The 14,463-nt window shown below is 58.2% G+C and carries 14 protein-coding genes; 5 read left to right on the top strand and 9 right to left on the bottom strand.

All coding sequences use genetic code 11. The features are described 5' to 3' along the window. The 6 genes from ASD36_RS04050 to ASD36_RS04025 all read right to left on the bottom strand — a co-directional run bounded on the left by ASD36_RS04050 (position 1) and on the right by ASD36_RS04025 (position 6,124). Entirely contained in the window at positions 1 to 1,017 is a 1,017-nt protein-coding gene (locus ASD36_RS04050) for a glycosyltransferase family 2 protein (RefSeq protein ID WP_060500323.1), read from the bottom strand. Further along, entirely contained in the window at positions 1,017 to 1,952 is a 936-nt protein-coding gene (locus ASD36_RS04045) for a glycosyltransferase family 2 protein (protein WP_060500322.1), read from the bottom strand. Before ASD36_RS04045 ends, ASD36_RS04050 begins: the two co-directional genes overlap by 1 nt. Beyond that, positions 1,949 to 2,947 carry a glycosyltransferase family 2 protein gene (locus tag ASD36_RS04040; RefSeq protein WP_060500320.1) on the bottom strand — a complete coding sequence of 333 codons (999 nt, stop codon included), beginning with the start codon at positions 2,945 to 2,947 and terminating at the stop codon, positions 1,949 to 1,951. Before ASD36_RS04040 ends, ASD36_RS04045 begins: the two co-directional genes overlap by 4 nt. Further along, complete coding sequence (locus tag ASD36_RS04035) at positions 2,944 to 4,143, bottom strand: hypothetical protein (protein ID WP_060500318.1); 1,200 nt, start codon at positions 4,141 to 4,143, stop codon at positions 2,944 to 2,946. Before ASD36_RS04035 ends, ASD36_RS04040 begins: the two co-directional genes overlap by 4 nt. 89 nt (positions 4,144 to 4,232) lie before the next feature. Beyond that, positions 4,233 to 4,994 (bottom strand): glycoside hydrolase family 16 protein, encoded by a 762-nt coding sequence (locus ASD36_RS04030; protein WP_244481807.1) that lies wholly within the window; start codon positions 4,992 to 4,994, stop codon positions 4,233 to 4,235. Positions 4,995 to 5,011: 17 nt separating this feature from the next. Then, positions 5,012 to 6,124 (bottom strand): acyltransferase, encoded by a 1,113-nt coding sequence (locus ASD36_RS04025; protein ID WP_112834487.1) that lies wholly within the window; start codon positions 6,122 to 6,124, stop codon positions 5,012 to 5,014. A 95-nt stretch (positions 6,125 to 6,219) separates the two neighbouring features. Between ASD36_RS04025 and ASD36_RS30460 the strand changes: the two genes are divergently transcribed. Further along, positions 6,220 to 6,489, top strand: a complete 270-nt coding sequence (locus ASD36_RS30460) for a hypothetical protein (protein WP_156393803.1) — start codon at positions 6,220 to 6,222, stop codon at positions 6,487 to 6,489. Positions 6,490 to 6,537: 48 nt separating this feature from the next. On the opposite strand, the gene ASD36_RS04020 is transcribed toward ASD36_RS30460, so the two are convergent. Next, positions 6,538 to 7,995, bottom strand: a complete 1,458-nt coding sequence (locus ASD36_RS04020; RefSeq protein ID WP_060500312.1) for a lipopolysaccharide biosynthesis protein — start codon at positions 7,993 to 7,995, stop codon at positions 6,538 to 6,540. A 121-nt stretch (positions 7,996 to 8,116) separates the two neighbouring features. On the opposite strand from ASD36_RS04020, the gene ASD36_RS04015 reads away from it, so the two are divergent. Continuing rightward, positions 8,117 to 9,076, top strand: coding sequence for a glycosyltransferase family 2 protein (locus ASD36_RS04015; protein WP_060500310.1), 960 nt, complete (start codon positions 8,117 to 8,119; stop codon positions 9,074 to 9,076). A gap of 103 nt (positions 9,077 to 9,179) precedes the next feature. Beyond that, on the top strand, positions 9,180 to 10,130 hold the full coding sequence (locus ASD36_RS04010) for a polysaccharide pyruvyl transferase family protein (RefSeq protein WP_060500309.1): 951 nt from the start codon (positions 9,180 to 9,182) through the stop codon (positions 10,128 to 10,130). A 34-nt stretch (positions 10,131 to 10,164) separates the two neighbouring features. Here ASD36_RS04010 and ASD36_RS04005 read toward each other — a convergent pair whose 3' ends face one another. Continuing rightward, a complete protein-coding gene (locus ASD36_RS04005; RefSeq protein ID WP_060500307.1) occupies positions 10,165 to 11,178 on the bottom strand; it encodes a glycosyltransferase family 2 protein in 1,014 nt (337 codons plus the stop codon). 150 nt (positions 11,179 to 11,328) lie between these two features. Continuing rightward, positions 11,329 to 11,616 (bottom strand): exopolysaccharide production repressor protein, encoded by a 288-nt coding sequence (locus tag ASD36_RS04000; RefSeq protein ID WP_060500305.1) that lies wholly within the window; start codon positions 11,614 to 11,616, stop codon positions 11,329 to 11,331. Between the two features lie 806 nt (positions 11,617 to 12,422). On the opposite strand from ASD36_RS04000, the gene ASD36_RS03990 reads away from it, so the two are divergent. Continuing rightward, positions 12,423 to 13,103 carry a sugar transferase gene (locus tag ASD36_RS03990; RefSeq protein WP_060500302.1) on the top strand — a complete coding sequence of 227 codons (681 nt, stop codon included), beginning with the start codon at positions 12,423 to 12,425 and terminating at the stop codon, positions 13,101 to 13,103. A gap of 76 nt (positions 13,104 to 13,179) precedes the next feature. Beyond that, complete coding sequence (locus ASD36_RS03985; RefSeq protein WP_060500300.1) at positions 13,180 to 14,454, top strand: polysaccharide biosynthesis/export family protein; 1,275 nt, start codon at positions 13,180 to 13,182, stop codon at positions 14,452 to 14,454. The last annotated feature ends 9 nt before the right edge of the window (positions 14,455 to 14,463 follow it).

Raw genomic sequence — 14,463 nt, 5'->3', positions numbered from 1 at the left:
CTATCCTTTGCTCTTGTGCGGGCTGTTGCCCGGAGTGGTTCTATTCATCGTTTCCGGCGGGGGACCGAAAGAGTGAATTGCAGTGAACGGCGCCGCCAGGCGCCGCAGTCTGACGGCAATGGGCATCCGCAGATGCCAGACTGCCGCCGGATTTTTCCACACGGTCTTGACCGCGCCGAAAAGAGAGCGTGCTTTGATCTGATCGACCAAGATGATGAAGGACCGGGCGTCCTCCATGCTGCGGTGACGCCGGGCTTGCGCTGCCATCGAAGCCGCATCCAGCCGGTTGCTTTCGAGAAACGCGGCATCGGCTGCCAGCATCGCGTCCACCTGGTGCAGCTTCAACACCCGGGAAATCGATCCGCTGCGGATATAGTAGGTATAGCCGGCTGTTGGCTCGACGGCGCAGCGGCCGCCCTTTGCAAGCGCCGATGCCAGAAGCAGATAATCCTCGCCGATCGGCAGGCTTTCGTCGAAACGCAAGCCATGCTCTTCAAGGAACCGGCGCTCGAAGGCTGGTTTCATGTAGCCGTAATTGTGCTCAGACTTAAACAGCACGTTCGAGCCGATGAAAGCCGGAAGCGTCAGCGTTTCCATTGCGGCCAGATCGGTCCCTTCGAACATCCGCTTCATCTGGCCGTCGAGCGGCACGACATCGACATTGTCGACGACGATCTGGGCGTTGGCGGCCTTGGCCCGCGCGATCATGCGCGCGGTGCGGTCCGGCGAAACCGCATCGTCTGAATCCAGAATGACGATCCACGTCCCCCGCGCGGCGGCAAGGCCTGCGTTGCGGGCGCCGCCGGGACCGCGGTTCTTTTCAAGCCGGATCAGCCGGACGCGCGGATCGGTATAGGCATCGACGATCTCGGCCGTGTCATCTGGCGAACAATCGTCGATGACGATGACTTCGACGCTGACACCGGTCTGGGCGAGCGCGCTGTCGATAGCGCGCTCGATCGTGTCCTGCGCCTTGAAGGCTGCAATGATGAATGTCGCCTGGAGTTGCTGGTCCATCAGGACGTCCTTGCTTCCGCTGCGCCGTACTGCTCGATCTCCCGGACACCGAGAAGCCCGACGGCGACCCCCGCATGCATGCAAGCGCGCAGGGCGTACCGGTTACGGCGAACGGAAGAGAAGAACAGAATGGCGCTGGCCAGCGCGCAGAAACCGGACTTTGCCGCCGCAAGCGCCAGTTGGCGGATTTTGCCCACAGCGCCTGTCCCGTCATCGATCAGCCGGCCATGCGTCTGGCCGAAGCGGAATTTTCGCTTGGCAAGCCAGGAAAAGGCCGCGCGTTTAGCCGGCACCGGTTCTTCAACCCAGGCCTCTGGCGCATAGGCGATTTTTCCGCCCATGCGGTGCATATGGGTAAAGAACTCTGTGTCCTCGCCCCCACTGCGGCCAAGCGCCAGGTTGAAGCGGCGTCCGGCAAGCGAAGGCGCGGCAAGGCGAAGTAGAACATTGCAGGTATAGCCGGTGATGATCCGGCCGCCGACCCACACCGGAAATGTCGAATGAAAGTCGCCGCGCTGCATCCAGCCCGGCGCATCCGTACCGTACGTGGCCTTTACCGGACCGAGCACAGCATCTGCATGGCCTGCCTGCGCCGTCTCGATCAACCGGGCAATCCAGTCCGAGCTCGCCGTCTCGTCATCGTCGATGAATGCCAGGAAATCTCCCCTGGCATTGTCGAGGCACGCATTGCGGGCGATCGAGATATTGGAAGCCGGGCAATGAACGTAGGCGATCTCGTGAGGAATGACGGCACGCAAGGCGTCTACCCGCGCTTTCGCACTCGGTGTGTCGTCATTATCAGCCACGATGATGCGGATCTGAGCGTTTTCAGGCACGGCAATGCCGCCCAGCGAGCGCAGCGTCTGTTCGAGTTCCGGGCGTCGATAGGTGCAGACGCCGATATCGATATGGATAAGGTCGCTACCTGTTTTCATGAGGCGACCCGGCGGTTACGGAAATCCAGAAGTTCGCGCCAGAAACCGGCCGACCAGGCAAAATGCATTACCATCGCGGAAACGGCGGCCAGTGGCCCGTATGGGTTTTTTTCGCCCAGCGCCATCCACACGCCGTAGCCAAGGCAGGCCACGGCCCAGAGGCCAAACGGAATGACGGCGGCCCAACTGATGACCGCCAGCAGGGCGCCGACGGCGACGGGAACGACGGCAAGCGGCAACATCTGCCGGATGCTCGGCATGGCGCGGTGCTTCAGGAAATTCTTCGCCCGGCCACGGCCATAGCCGAAATACTGGCGGAAAAGCGCTCTTGCTGTGCTGCGCGGGTGGTAGATCATGCTGGTCTTGTCGGTCATCCAGATCCGGTAGCCCGCCTTGTTCAGGCGATAGTCAAACTCGGCGTCCTCGTTATGGCTGAACATTTCGTCATAACCGCCAACCGCCTGGAACGCGGAAATCCGCATCAGTGCGTGGTGGCCATGATTGGCCCAATGCCCGATGGCGCCCGTACGGTGTTTGGAGCCGCCATTGCCGAGCTTGGAATTCTGGGCATAGGCGGTGGCTTTCTGGAAAGTGCTGAAGCCGACGGTCTGCATGGCAACGACGACGGAATCCGCGCCGGTTACAACGGCATCCTCCATCAGGCGCTGGCAATAGTCAGCCGGATACTCGCCATGCGCATCGATGCGGATCATGTATTCATAATCAGCACCGAGCGTCCCGACCGCGAGATTGACGGCAGCACTCTGGATCTTCTTTGGATTGTCCAGCAGCCGGACCTTCGGGTTGACGGTCGAAATTCGCTCCACGATCTCGCGTGTGCCATCGGTACTGCCACCATCGACAACGACCAGATCGGCGTTGAGGTCCTGCATCGCACTCGCGAGCTTGGCGATCAGGGCTTCGATATATCTGGCCTCGTTGAGGCAAGGAATAACAATCAGGCTGCGGCCATGCTTGAAATCATCGGCGCTCATAGCAGTCCACCCTTGTTGCTGTGCGTTTGGGAGAGCTCATGGAGTGATGCGGCGTGGGCATCGCTGGCCCGCAGCGCGGCAAGCCGGTTCACCAGCCGCTGGCAATCGGCCCGATCGAAGATCCACGCCGATGCCCCGGTGGCGGCAACCTTGCCGAATTCGGCGAAATAGCGTTCCCGCGTCATGCCGGAAAAGAGGTTGGCCAGTGCAGCACTGTCATCGCTGTCGAGAACGAGGCCGATATGCTTGGCGCTGATGAAGCGCGCCGTTTCCGTACCGCGCATGGCGATCGGGACAGCGTTGTAGCGGCATCCCTCGTACAGCCGGTTCGGCAGCAGCCAGCTGGAGTTCAAGCCTTCCTCGAAAAAATCGATACCCCAGAAGAACTGCACGTCGTCGTAAATCTGGGCAAGATCCTCGGGATTCTTGTAGGCTCCGTGGAAGTGCATGAAAGGTTCGTTTTCGACGAAGCCGTCAAAATCGTCGAATTCCGAATAGGCGGGGCGTCCGCGCAGCACCACTTCGAATTTCCCGTCCATGGCACGGGTGAATTCAGCGAGCAGCTTTAACGATTTGCGGCACCGCAAGGCGCCGAACCAGCCGATTTTCCAGGGTTCGCCGGCCTGTGGCGGGCGTGGGCGCGCTGTCTGCATGCCAACGCTTTCTGCGAGCTCGATCACCTGGTTTTCCAGCAGCAGTATCGGCGCCTTGAGACGCGAAACCGGCCGGAAGTAATTTTCGATGAAGGCGGGCGAACTGGTGATCAGGAGGCTGACGTTCCGCCCCAGATAATGTTCGGCAGTGCGCAAAGTGCGGCCGGCAAAATCCTTGCGCAGCAGGAGCCGGTGAATGTCCAGGCATTCGTAGACGATCGGAACGTTGCCGCCGAAAACCGCGTTCGCCCTGTTGGCGAGGGCAAGCATTTCGAGATTGCGGGCAATGATGATGCCGGGTCTCGCGGCCCCGCCGAGTTTGTGACGCAGAAGCATTGCAGCCTTGGCAACCGCGGCGATCCGCTGACCAAACCGTCCATCCCTGGTGACGCCGAGTTCGATGACGCCATTGGCGGCAGGTGTGTCTGCGCCACGCCGGAAGCCCGCCAGCGTCACTTTCGCACCACCCGCCTCAAGCATCAGGGTTCTACGCCTGATCGCAGGGTCTGCCACATCATGTGCCAGGTACAGTACATCCAGCATGAAAACTTCCCGTTCCCCGCTCAGCTTCCACCGAGCTTAGTTTAGTTTTTTGTGCATCGCAACATTCATGTTGCGCATGCTAATAAGCATCAATCGAGCGTGCAGGTGAGGGATTCGGGAAACAGGCATTTTTCGCCGGGGGCGGTGTAAGCCACCCGGTCGATCTGCATGTTTGCCGGGCCTTGATAGTCGAACTTGCCCATCCAGTCGCTCAAGGTATCCGTGCCCCAGAGACTGAAGAAAATCTTCTGGTCGTTTACCGGGATTTTCGAGGGGTCGGTAACGTCCTGCACCAGCTTGCCGTTCAGGTAGTAGCGCAGCCGGTCCTTTTCCCAGACGAAGGTGTAATCGTTGAAACCGACATTGGCACCGCCTTCAACGTCGACCAGCTTCTCGTTGCCCCCCTTGGCCGAAATATATTGGTTGACCTGCACCTTGTTGGAATCCTTGCCCAGCACTTCGAAGTCGATCTCGTCGTGCGGCTTCTTGTCGGTTGGTCCGATATACGTGAAGAAGGCCGAGTTCAGCCCGGAGCCTTCTGCCGTCTTGATCCGCGCTTCGTATGTGCCGTGGCCGAAGCGTTTGCGGGTCTGGATCTCGCCACAGGCATAGTCGCGCTTGCCGGCCTTGCGTTGCTCGAAGGTGAGTTCGAGCACACCATTTTCAACCGCGACCTGATCTTTCGACCAGGTGCAGTTCTGATGGGCGCCATTGTCCCAGCCGTCCGAAACGTACCAGAACTTGTTGTCAATCGTGTCGAAAGTCTCGACGAACGAAGTGCCGTTGATCGCGCTTTGCGCAAAGGCTGATGCCGGAACGGCGGCGGAGAATGCGGAAAGGGCGAGAAGCATTTTCGAGATCGATTGGGTCATCGTATCGCTTTTTCCTTTGGAGAAGAGGTATCGGACCAACTCGTCTGGTTTGGCCCGCTTTCTGCGATGCGCTTTGCCGAGGAGGTGGAGCGGCCTGCACGGCTACCGGTCAAAACGGCATGCAACTTGGGTGCCAGGCGCTTGGCCACACTGTGAGAGGCGACCAGAATGAGGAGGGCCAGAACGGGTGTTGCGAAGTAGAATAGTGGGTAGAGACCGGGATGCGCCGTGCGGTTCCACAGCATCCAGAATGCGATGAGCAAGGGGTAATGTGCGCAGAATATCCAGAAGCTCAGGCCTTCCGACCCGGAAAGCTGCTGGCCGAGCCGTGAGCGGATCAGGATCGCCGAGATTGCCCAGGAGCCGGCTATGCCGCAGATTGCCGTGAGGCTGCGCAGCATGTCGATCCACACAGGATAATCGGGGCCGGTCCAATAGAGTGCAGTCGCGAGCAGGATGGCTGCCGTCAGGAAAAGCGCGGAAATCATTGCGGCGTGCCGGTCAAGTGACCGGATATCGAGTTGGTGGAGGCTCGCATAGATGCCGCAGCTGAACCCGAAAAGGATCGACTTCTTCAGGAAGATGACACCCGGGACCGGCAAAACGGCATAGGCGAAAAAGAGTGCCAGCATCGTCAGCGGATAGCGTTTGATCAGGATGCCGAGAACGGGCGCAAGCAGGATGCACAGGAGGAGATCCCGCAGGAAATACAGCGGAACATTGATCGGCAAGCCCTCGGTTGCCAAGCTCAGAGTTGCCAGATCGCGGGGAGCCGCGTTGATTGCGTCGGGGAGATAACCAAAGCCGATGCCGCCCTTTTGGCCCAGCACCACCAGCGCCAGAAAGGATAGATTCCAGATCAGGAACGGCAGCAGAACCGTGCGCGCCTTTGAGCGGATGGTCTTGCCGTAATCGAAGGCATCAAGCCCGCGGCGAAACATGAGGTAGCCGGAAATCGCGCTCAGACACGGCACGCCAACCCTGAAAAGGCTGTCGCCGAGAAAGACCCTGACCCAGTCGATGAAGCCATTGGCGCCGAGAAATGGGCTGGTCTGCGGATCAAAAGGAACGTGTACAAAGACAATTCCCGAGATGAGCAAGATGCGCATCAGATTGATCCGCGATGATATATTCGCGTCGATAACCAAGACGACATCCCCTGTTGGGCCGCTTCCCCCGAAGCGGCGTTTCAACCAGAGCAGACTTGAACCTGCATCTCGAAGATAGGGCAGGGCGCCTCGAAAAATATGGCGCTGCAGCAGAAAAAATCACTTGGATGCTGCAATGCACGCGATTTCCGGATGAACAAATCCGCTGTGAAAATTGCCGGAAATTCGTCTGGGAGCCGGGAAAAATGCGTGGGGATAGGATGTTGCTGAATATCAGCATATTGTTATATATCCGCTGCCGCGAGATTCATCGGGCGCAAAAATTAGTTTCGGAAATGCGCAATTCCACACGTCATGGTTTGTAAAATCCTCGTGATGTTAAGGCGCCTGTTTCGAAATAAGGCGCCCTTGCCTCACCCCCGCCTGTTTTTGACGAGTTTATAGATTTTCGTCAAAAGCAGGCGTTCCGACAGAAGCACGGCCAAGACATAGATCAGGCTACCGACCGCTGCACCGGCGAGAATCTGCAGGATGGGGTTCGGCATCAGCGAACCGAACGTATCGAGCAGATAGCGAACCGCGAGCGCCATCGCCAGGGCCATCAGCATCGGGCGACTGCTGATGTACAGGCCTTTGAAGAACGGTGTTCCATCCGCCCTGAAGACCGCCCACGAGTAGCCGATCAGCGTGACGGCGTTGACGATGCAGAGCGAGATCATCGCATCGATCAGCGTCCCCGTGCTTGCACCATAGGCAACGGCAGCGCAGGTGACGATCGCCCGAATGATAGCCGACCAGAACAACGCCCGGCCATGCCCCACGCCCTTGAGGTAGGGAATGAAGGTGCTGCAAGGCGTGAGGATCCCCTTGGAGAGCGCCAGCAATCCCAGCACGGGCCAGGCATAAGCCCATTGCGGACCAAACAGCACGCGCATCGCCGGTTCAGCCAGCGCCCAAAGGCCGAACATCATCGGTGCCAGCAGCACCGTGGTCACTTGTGTCGAGAACATCAGTGCTTGCGAACGGCGTTCCTTGTCGTCCATCATGCCGCTGAAGGCCGGGAACAGGACACCCATCACAGCGGAAAGCACCACCTGGTTGGGAATGCTGGCAAACCGGTTGGCGGCCGAATAGGCGCCGGCATCGGCAAGGCCCAGATAGCGCGAGATGATCACCATCGGCGACTGGAAGGTGATGAAATTGGCGACTTCGGAGCCCATCATGCCCAGGCTGAAGCGGCTTAAGCCCAAAACCCGTTTGGGATGGAAAACGAAGCGCGGCATGTAGCGGGACACGGCATAGAGGCCGCAAAGCCGCACCAGTGCCGAGACGAAAAGCTGTGCCATCAAGGCCCAGACACCCCAGCCCAAAAGCGCCAGAACGACGGCGACGATGGCGCCGAGCGACTCGGAAATCATGCTCCAGACGGCGTCCTTGCTGAAATTCATCCGTCTTGCGAGCAGCGAATAGGCGACGTCGCCTCCAAGCTGGAGCGGGATGAGAAAGCTCATGATTTTCAGCAGATAGGCTGCTTCCGGCGCGCCGAGAAGGGTTGCAAAGAAGTCCGCCCAGATGAAAAGACCGAGCGCCATCAGGCAGGAAATCGCCAGATTAGCCCAGAAGACCGAGTGAACGGTTTCCATCTCTTCCTCACGCTGGATCACCAACGCCGAGGTCAATCCCGCCCCGCCGATCATGGCCAGAAACTGCACGACGGTCAGCGCCACCGCGACGGCGCCGAACTCTTCCGGCGTCAGAATGCGGGCCAAAATCGGCACCGTGACAAACTTAAGCCCGAATGTACTTGTCTTGGATAAAATACTCCAACCGACATTGCTCGTGACGGATTTGACGTTAACTGTAGGGGGCATGGCGTAAATCCTGTGTGGCGATGGGGAGGATCAAGGACAGAGGAGACGCGCTAGACACGCAGCCGCAACCTGATGGGAGGAACCAGGAAGCACCTTCTAGGAAAACCGCAGGGGCAAAAAGATGGCGAAGTTTACAGTTGTTATTCCGTACTATCAGAAACAGGCAGGAATTCTGAGCCGAGCCTTGGGCTCCGTCTTTGCGCAGACATTCCAGGATTTCGATGTCATCATTGTCGATGACCAGTCGCCTTTTCCGATCGAAACCGATCTTGAAACCCTGAGCGCCGAACAGCAGGCGCGCATCCGCGTCATCAAGCAGCCGAATGCCGGCCCGGGCGGCGCGCGCAACACGGGCTTGAACAACGTCGCGGCGCAAACCGATTTCGTTGCCTTTCTCGATTCCGACGATCTTTGGACACCGGACCATCTGCAGAATGCGCATGAGACGATGAGCCGCTTTTCGGCCGACTGCTATTGGGCATCCATTACTGGCGGTGATGCCTTCTACTATCATTTCGACATGGCCGAACTGGAAAAGACCGAAAAGGTAATGCGGCTTTCCGAGAAACCGCTGGTTCTGGAAGTGCCAGAGTTTTCCCAGGTCATGTTGCGTAACTGGAGCTTCCTGCACCTGTCCTGCATGGTGATCGGGCGAAAATTGTTCGAGACCGTCCGCTTTGAGGCCGAGCTGCGGTTGGCTGCGGAAGACGTGCTGTTCTTCTGCGATTGCGCCATTGCGGCTGACCGCATCATTCTGTGCAACGAGCCAGGTGCAGTGCGCGGCGAGGGTGTCAACATCTTCCACAGCATCGATAGCGATTCTCCGCAGTTCCTGTCACAGCAATTCAACACCTGGGTTGCGCTCGACACATTGGAAGGGCGCTTTTCCCGCAAACCGGCGGAAATCGCCTCCATCCATTCTTACAAGCATACCGCGCGCCGGCAGGCTCTTTGGAGCCAGGCCCGGCTGATCAAGCGGCGGAAGATGCCGCAGTTCAATCTGCTTGCCCGCTGGGCCTGGCGCGATCCCAAGCTGCTGCAAAGCGCGCTGCAGCTTGCCGTCGGCAAGTTATCACGGTAGCCTTCGCAGGTGCAGCATTTTTTGCTGCGCCCATCGACGTGCGTGACGGCCATCGCCTGTCTCGCGCTCGCAATTCCTTTCGCAACGCATGAAGGAGACAGTCATGGACCCGTATTATTGGGAATCCGCACACGGAAACTTCGGCGACGATCTCAATCTGTGGCTCTGGGATTTCCTGATCCCGGGATTTCGCGATGTTCGTCCAGACACTCTTCTCGTCGGGGTTGGCACGGTGCTGAACCGCGCGCTCTTGCCGGAAGGCCGGCACAAGCTGGTGCTTGGCAGTGGTTTTGGTTACGGCTCCTTGCCGGATATGAGCGACACCCGGGAATGGGACATCCGTTGCGTTCGCGGACCGTTGACCGCGCAGAAAGTCGGCGTTGATCCCAAGCTCGGCATCATCGATCCGGCGGTCATGGTCGCCGAAATGCCGGAGTTCAAAGGCCTGCCGAAGAAGTACAAAAAGAGCTTTGTGCCACATTGGGAGTCGGCGATTGCCGGCATGTGGCCAGCTATCTGCCAGACCGTCGGCCTGCATTACATCGATCCGCGTGGCGACGCGAAGGACGTTATTCGCGAGATCGCCCAGTCGGAAGTCATCATCGCGGAATCAATGCATGGCGCCATCCTTGCCGACGCTTTCCGTGTGCCGTGGGTGGCCGTGTCGACGTCCAGCAGCATCAACAGCTTCAAATGGAACGATTGGGCCCATACCGTTGGCGTCACCTATCGCCCGCGTCATGTTCCGGTTTCCAGCCGGGCGGAGGCCATCATCAAGGGTGCGAAGTTCTGGGGCGTCGATTTCGACGCGCACCAGCCGGTGCTCGATGATCCCAACAAGCGGCAGATCGATGAAAGCGTCATCGTCGCTGCCCGTGCCCCCAAGCAGACTTCCTTGCGGGTTGCCGCCAAACAAGTGCTGGCGGCTCCTTCGGCCCTGTCCCTCTGGCAAGCGGCGCGTGCTGCACCGCAGCTGAGTGCAGATCACGCCTTGACCGCGCGCAAGGAGCGCTTTCTCGACGTCATCGCCTCGGTGCGCCGCGACTATTTCTAAGCCGCAGCCATTCCTGCAGCCGCCATCAACTGCCCTACCGGGCAGTTGATGGCGGCTGCAGGAGGTAGCGCAAGCCCCCGGCTCCGCCGAGTGCCACCGGTGCCGCATCAGGTTGCCGGCGAAAACGTTCTGTCTTGTCGGCGAATATCCCGCAGGCGATGGCCGGAATGGCGGCGGGGTTGCCAAGCGCGTAAAACAGCGCGGTTTTCGAGCCAGATTGCTGCTTGATGTCGAGAAATTCCCGAAGCTCATATCGTCCGCGAATATGCTGTTCGTGCCTGGCAATGAGTGCCCTTGCCTGGGGGGATAGATCCGTCCGGGAAAGAATTGCCCTGTCCGCCTCGTAGAGCCGCTTCAGGTCCGTCGTCCGGTGGCTGCTGCTGAGGGAATCGCCGCGGACGACGGCGCCGTAGCCGCAGCTGTGGATGATCTTGTAGCGCGCCCCCTTGGTCAGGGCGCGGGCATAAAGATCGTAATCCTCCCCCAGCCGAAGGCTTTCCTGATAGCGGAGCTTGTGGGCGTCGAGAAAATCGCGCCGCATCAGCGGTTTGAGAAATCCGATCTCTCCGCGCCGGACACCGCGCTTGGAGATATTGCCTTCAATGAATTCGTCGAGGCTGAGAATACGCGGTGCTGCAGGGAAGCTCTCAAGCCGAAGATGCGCATCCGCAGCCGTCTCCTCATCGACGAAGGCAATGTTGTCGGCAATGAAATCCCACTCCGCCTGCGCCAGGAGACTGCTCAGCCTGCCGGGGAAAAAGAAGTCATCCGCATCAAGAATCGCCAGAACCGGCGCTGTGGAAATCGAAATGGCGTGGTTGCGGGCGGCAGCCGGCCCCTTATTGACCTCGAACCGGGCGATTGTCAGGCGTCCGGAGCCGTCATCGGCCTTTCGGGAGGCATCGCCGGTGCCGTCGCTCGATCCGTCATCGACGACAATGACCTCGGCGGTTTCAGGTTCTCTGAGTGCCGAGATGATCGCCCGTCCGATCGTTTCAGCCGCGTTCTTCGCGGCGATGATGACGCAGACGTCTGCATTCGGTTTCATGATCGCATTCCTTCATCGCTGTCGCGCCGAACCTAGGTCGGCTTTGGACAGGCGGCAAGGCGCGATGTTGCAGATGCGAAGAGATGACGATGTTACACGCGGGAAAAGGTGCCGGGTCGACTAAAAAACAAAGCCAGCTTCAGAAGCCTGTTAGGAATTAAAGTGGCCTTGATTGTTGGATACGCGAATTGCCTTCGGTTCCTTGTCCTCGCCGGGCAAGGGAGAGGCCGGCGACGGACGTTGCGCGGCGTTGCGGCGGTCCCGGCCTTCTTTGGCCACCAGAAATAGCACGGCAATGAAATATCCAGCCTGTACAAGCACCGCACAAACCAGCGTCTGCCAGGCTGTCGTCCAGGCGGAACCGGTCAGGATAAAGGTCACGATGGCAAAAACGGCCAGCGCGCCGATCATGCTGACGAAAACCCGTGGTGCAAACATCAGATTGTCCTCAATATTCTGTCTTGATTTGCAGACGTCATTGAAAAATCCACCTTGCCTTCTTAGGCAGTTATTAACATATCGAACATGCATTGCCGGTTCAATCGTGCAAAGGCACTCTGTTCCATTACATTTCGGTCATTTAACGCGTGAATTCTTAGCCCGCATTTAAAATCATCTATCGATTGCCCATCAACGGTACCATTTTCGGTGAAATACAGCGCTAATTTCGCCGCAGTGAGCGATTTTTCAATGTAAAAGTGGGTATCGGCAGGGCTCGGCCACATTTGGGGATGCATTGCCTTATGATCCACGCTCAGGGCGTGTATTTTCTAGGGCATCTATCCTCTGGTGGTGGATAAATCCCCCCTGACAATCAACTTTTGTTACAAAATTAGAAAATACGAATATATAAAAGTGCAGTGCAAAATTAATGCTGCAGTGCAATATTTTTACCGGAGGGAAAATAAAATACGTATTGTTTCCTATGGTGAAGAGTTTTTAAATATCTACATCAACTCTATGTCGTTTCGGAGAAGTCATATTTCGCAATATGACTGAAGATATCTAATGTAAAATCGATGGAGATTTTCTTTGGTGCTTTATGAGGCGGAGAATGATGCCTTCATCTAGGCATTGGAAAATGTGACTTTGATATTCATCTTGGCCGCATTTGCTTTGAACGGCGGCATCGGGGTGAAAGTTGCCTTTAAAAATCAAAATCTCCCTCTACACTCTCACATGTAATTGATCCCAGTACCCGCTGGGAACCCGACCAATCGCCAACCCGAATGGAGCTTTCTCCCATGAAGTCTGCGACTCGATCGGCAAGCTCGCCGTATTTTACGACCATCGAATCCGGGGGACACCGGCCGATAGGGGGAATATCAAAAAGAGGTTTCGATATCTTTGCTGCGTCCTTGGCGCTCATCGTCTTCAGCCCGCTCTTTCTGCTGCTGATGGCGCTCGTCAAGTTTTCCGATGGCGGCAAGGTATTTTATGGACACCGCCGCGTTGGTCACAATGGCCGCTTCTTCCATTGCCTCAAGTTCCGGACGATGGCGCCGGACGCCGACAGGATCCTGCAGGACCATCTGCACAAGAATCCCAAGGCCTACGAGGAATGGCAGGCAACACGTAAACTCCAGGACGATCCGCGCGTTACCGTCGTCGGTAGCGTTTTGCGTAAGCTGAGCCTGGATGAGTTGCCGCAGTTGCTCAACATCATCCGTGGAGAAATGAGTGTCGTTGGTCCGCGTCCTGTCGTGGAAGACGAGCTCGAGCTTTATGAACATTCAGCGGTCTTCTATCTGAAGTCACGCCCTGGTCTGACAGGGCTCTGGCAGGTGAGCGGCCGCAACGACGTTTCCTATGCCGCCCGTATCGCCTTCGATACGCATTATGTGACCAACTGGTCGCTCATCAACGATGTGGTCATCGTTGCGAAGACAATTCCTGCTGTCTGCCTGTCCCGGGGCAGTTACTGATCACAGTCATTCAGCGTGAATATGCCGCTTCCGTCATAACGCCGGGATCGGCTTTGTTGTTAAGTGAGGAAATTTCATGAAGAGAAGTCTTCACCAGGGACTTCCAGCCCTCGGCCGGAAAGTCCGGGGCGCTGCGCGTCTTTCCGCGCTCGCCATCGCCATCAGCGTGTCCGGCATCCATGGCGCTTTTGCTGGCGAGTATACGCTCGGAGCCATGGATAAACTGAGAATACGCGTCGCGGAATGGCAGACGGCGGAAGGGTCGGTCCGGGATTGGTCTGCTGTCAGCGGCGATTACACGGTCGGCGCCTCTGGCGCCATCTCCCTGCCTTTCCTTGGAACGGTGCCTGCCTCCGGCAAGACCACCTCTGAGATCGCCGACGAAGTCGGTCTGCAATTGCAAAAGCTGTTCGGCTTGCCCGATCGCCCATCAGCGTCCGTCGAGCTTGCTCAATACCGGCCGATTTACCTCGCAGGCGAAGTTCAAACGCCGGGCGAGTACCCGTTTGCACCCGATCTGACGGTTCTCAAGGCCGTCAGCTTGGGTGGTGGCTTGCGCCGCGGCGAAAACGGCCAGCGGTTTGCGCGTGATTTCATCAACGCGCAGGGGGATTCGTCGGTGCAGATCACCGAGCGAAACCGGCTTCTGGTTCGCCGCGCGCGGCTACAGGCGGAGATCGCCGAGAAGACCGAGATTACCCTGCCCGCCGAGTTGAAGGGCGTTGCAGCGGCGCCTGACCTTCTTGAAAGCGAAATGGCGCTGATGGTCTCTCGCGACAAACGGCAGAAGCTGCAGTTGACCGCGCTGGCCGAACTCAAATCGCTCCTGCAAAGCGAAATCGAAGCGCTTGGCAAAAAGTCTGTGACACAGACGCGGCAGCTGGAACTTGTGGTCGAAGACAAGGGGCGGGTCGATGTTTTGGCGGAAAAGGGGCTGGCGCTCAGTGCCCGAAAGCTTGCCGTCGAGCAGCGGGCCGCCGATCTTCAGGCCGCCTTGCTCGATATCGATACCGCTTCGCTGAAGGCCAAGCAGGCCGTCAGTCAGGCTAGCCAGGATGAGACCAACCTGCGCAACGACTGGGACGCACAGCTTGCCCAGGAACTGCAGAATACCGAGGCCGAGTTGGACACGCTGGCCCTGAAACTGATCACCAGCCGTGATTTGATGACGGAGGCGCTGGTTCAGTCGGCCGATGCCGCCCAGACGCCAAAGCCTGGCAGGACTATCGATATCAACTATTCCATCATCCGCCAGAAGGATGGAAAATCGACCAGGATCGCGGCTGACGAGGGAACACCCGTGCAGCCCGGCGATGTCGTGAAGGTCGAACCGGCCCTCAATACCCAGTAAGGCGATCGG

Origin of the sequence: Rhizobium sp. Root1334 (assembly GCF_001426665.1) — a bacterium.
GTDB lineage: Bacteria > Pseudomonadota > Alphaproteobacteria > Rhizobiales > Rhizobiaceae > Pararhizobium.
Note: the sequence above shows the minus strand (reverse complement) of the source record. Positions and strands in the feature narration are given on the sequence as shown.

Bases quoted from the DNA above. Each gene is read 5' to 3' on its own strand.
- ASD36_RS04015 (WP_060500310.1), top strand. From the start codon at position 8,117: ATGGCGAAGTTTACAGTTGTTATTCCGTACTATCAGAAACAGGCAGGA.
- ASD36_RS04045 (WP_060500322.1), bottom strand. From the start codon at position 1,952: ATGAAAACAGGTAGCGACCTTATCCATATCGATATCGGCGTCTGCACC.
- ASD36_RS04030 (WP_244481807.1), bottom strand. From the start codon at position 4,994: ATGCTTCTCGCCCTTTCCGCATTCTCCGCCGCCGTTCCGGCATCAGCC.
- ASD36_RS04040 (WP_060500320.1), bottom strand. From the start codon at position 2,947: ATGAGCGCCGATGATTTCAAGCATGGCCGCAGCCTGATTGTTATTCCT.
- ASD36_RS04050 (WP_060500323.1), bottom strand. From the start codon at position 1,017: ATGGACCAGCAACTCCAGGCGACATTCATCATTGCAGCCTTCAAGGCG.
- ASD36_RS03985 (WP_060500300.1), top strand. From the start codon at position 13,180: ATGAAGAGAAGTCTTCACCAGGGACTTCCAGCCCTCGGCCGGAAAGTC.
- ASD36_RS04020 (WP_060500312.1), bottom strand. From the start codon at position 7,995: ATGCCCCCTACAGTTAACGTCAAATCCGTCACGAGCAATGTCGGTTGG.
- ASD36_RS04035 (WP_060500318.1), bottom strand. From the start codon at position 4,143: ATGCTGGATGTACTGTACCTGGCACATGATGTGGCAGACCCTGCGATC.
- ASD36_RS04025 (WP_112834487.1), bottom strand. From the start codon at position 6,124: ATGCGCATCTTGCTCATCTCGGGAATTGTCTTTGTACACGTTCCTTTT.
- ASD36_RS04005 (WP_060500307.1), bottom strand. From the start codon at position 11,178: ATGAAACCGAATGCAGACGTCTGCGTCATCATCGCCGCGAAGAACGCG.
- ASD36_RS04000 (WP_060500305.1), bottom strand. From the start codon at position 11,616: ATGTTTGCACCACGGGTTTTCGTCAGCATGATCGGCGCGCTGGCCGTT.
- ASD36_RS03990 (WP_060500302.1), top strand. From the start codon at position 12,423: ATGAAGTCTGCGACTCGATCGGCAAGCTCGCCGTATTTTACGACCATC.
- ASD36_RS04010 (WP_060500309.1), top strand. From the start codon at position 9,180: ATGGACCCGTATTATTGGGAATCCGCACACGGAAACTTCGGCGACGAT.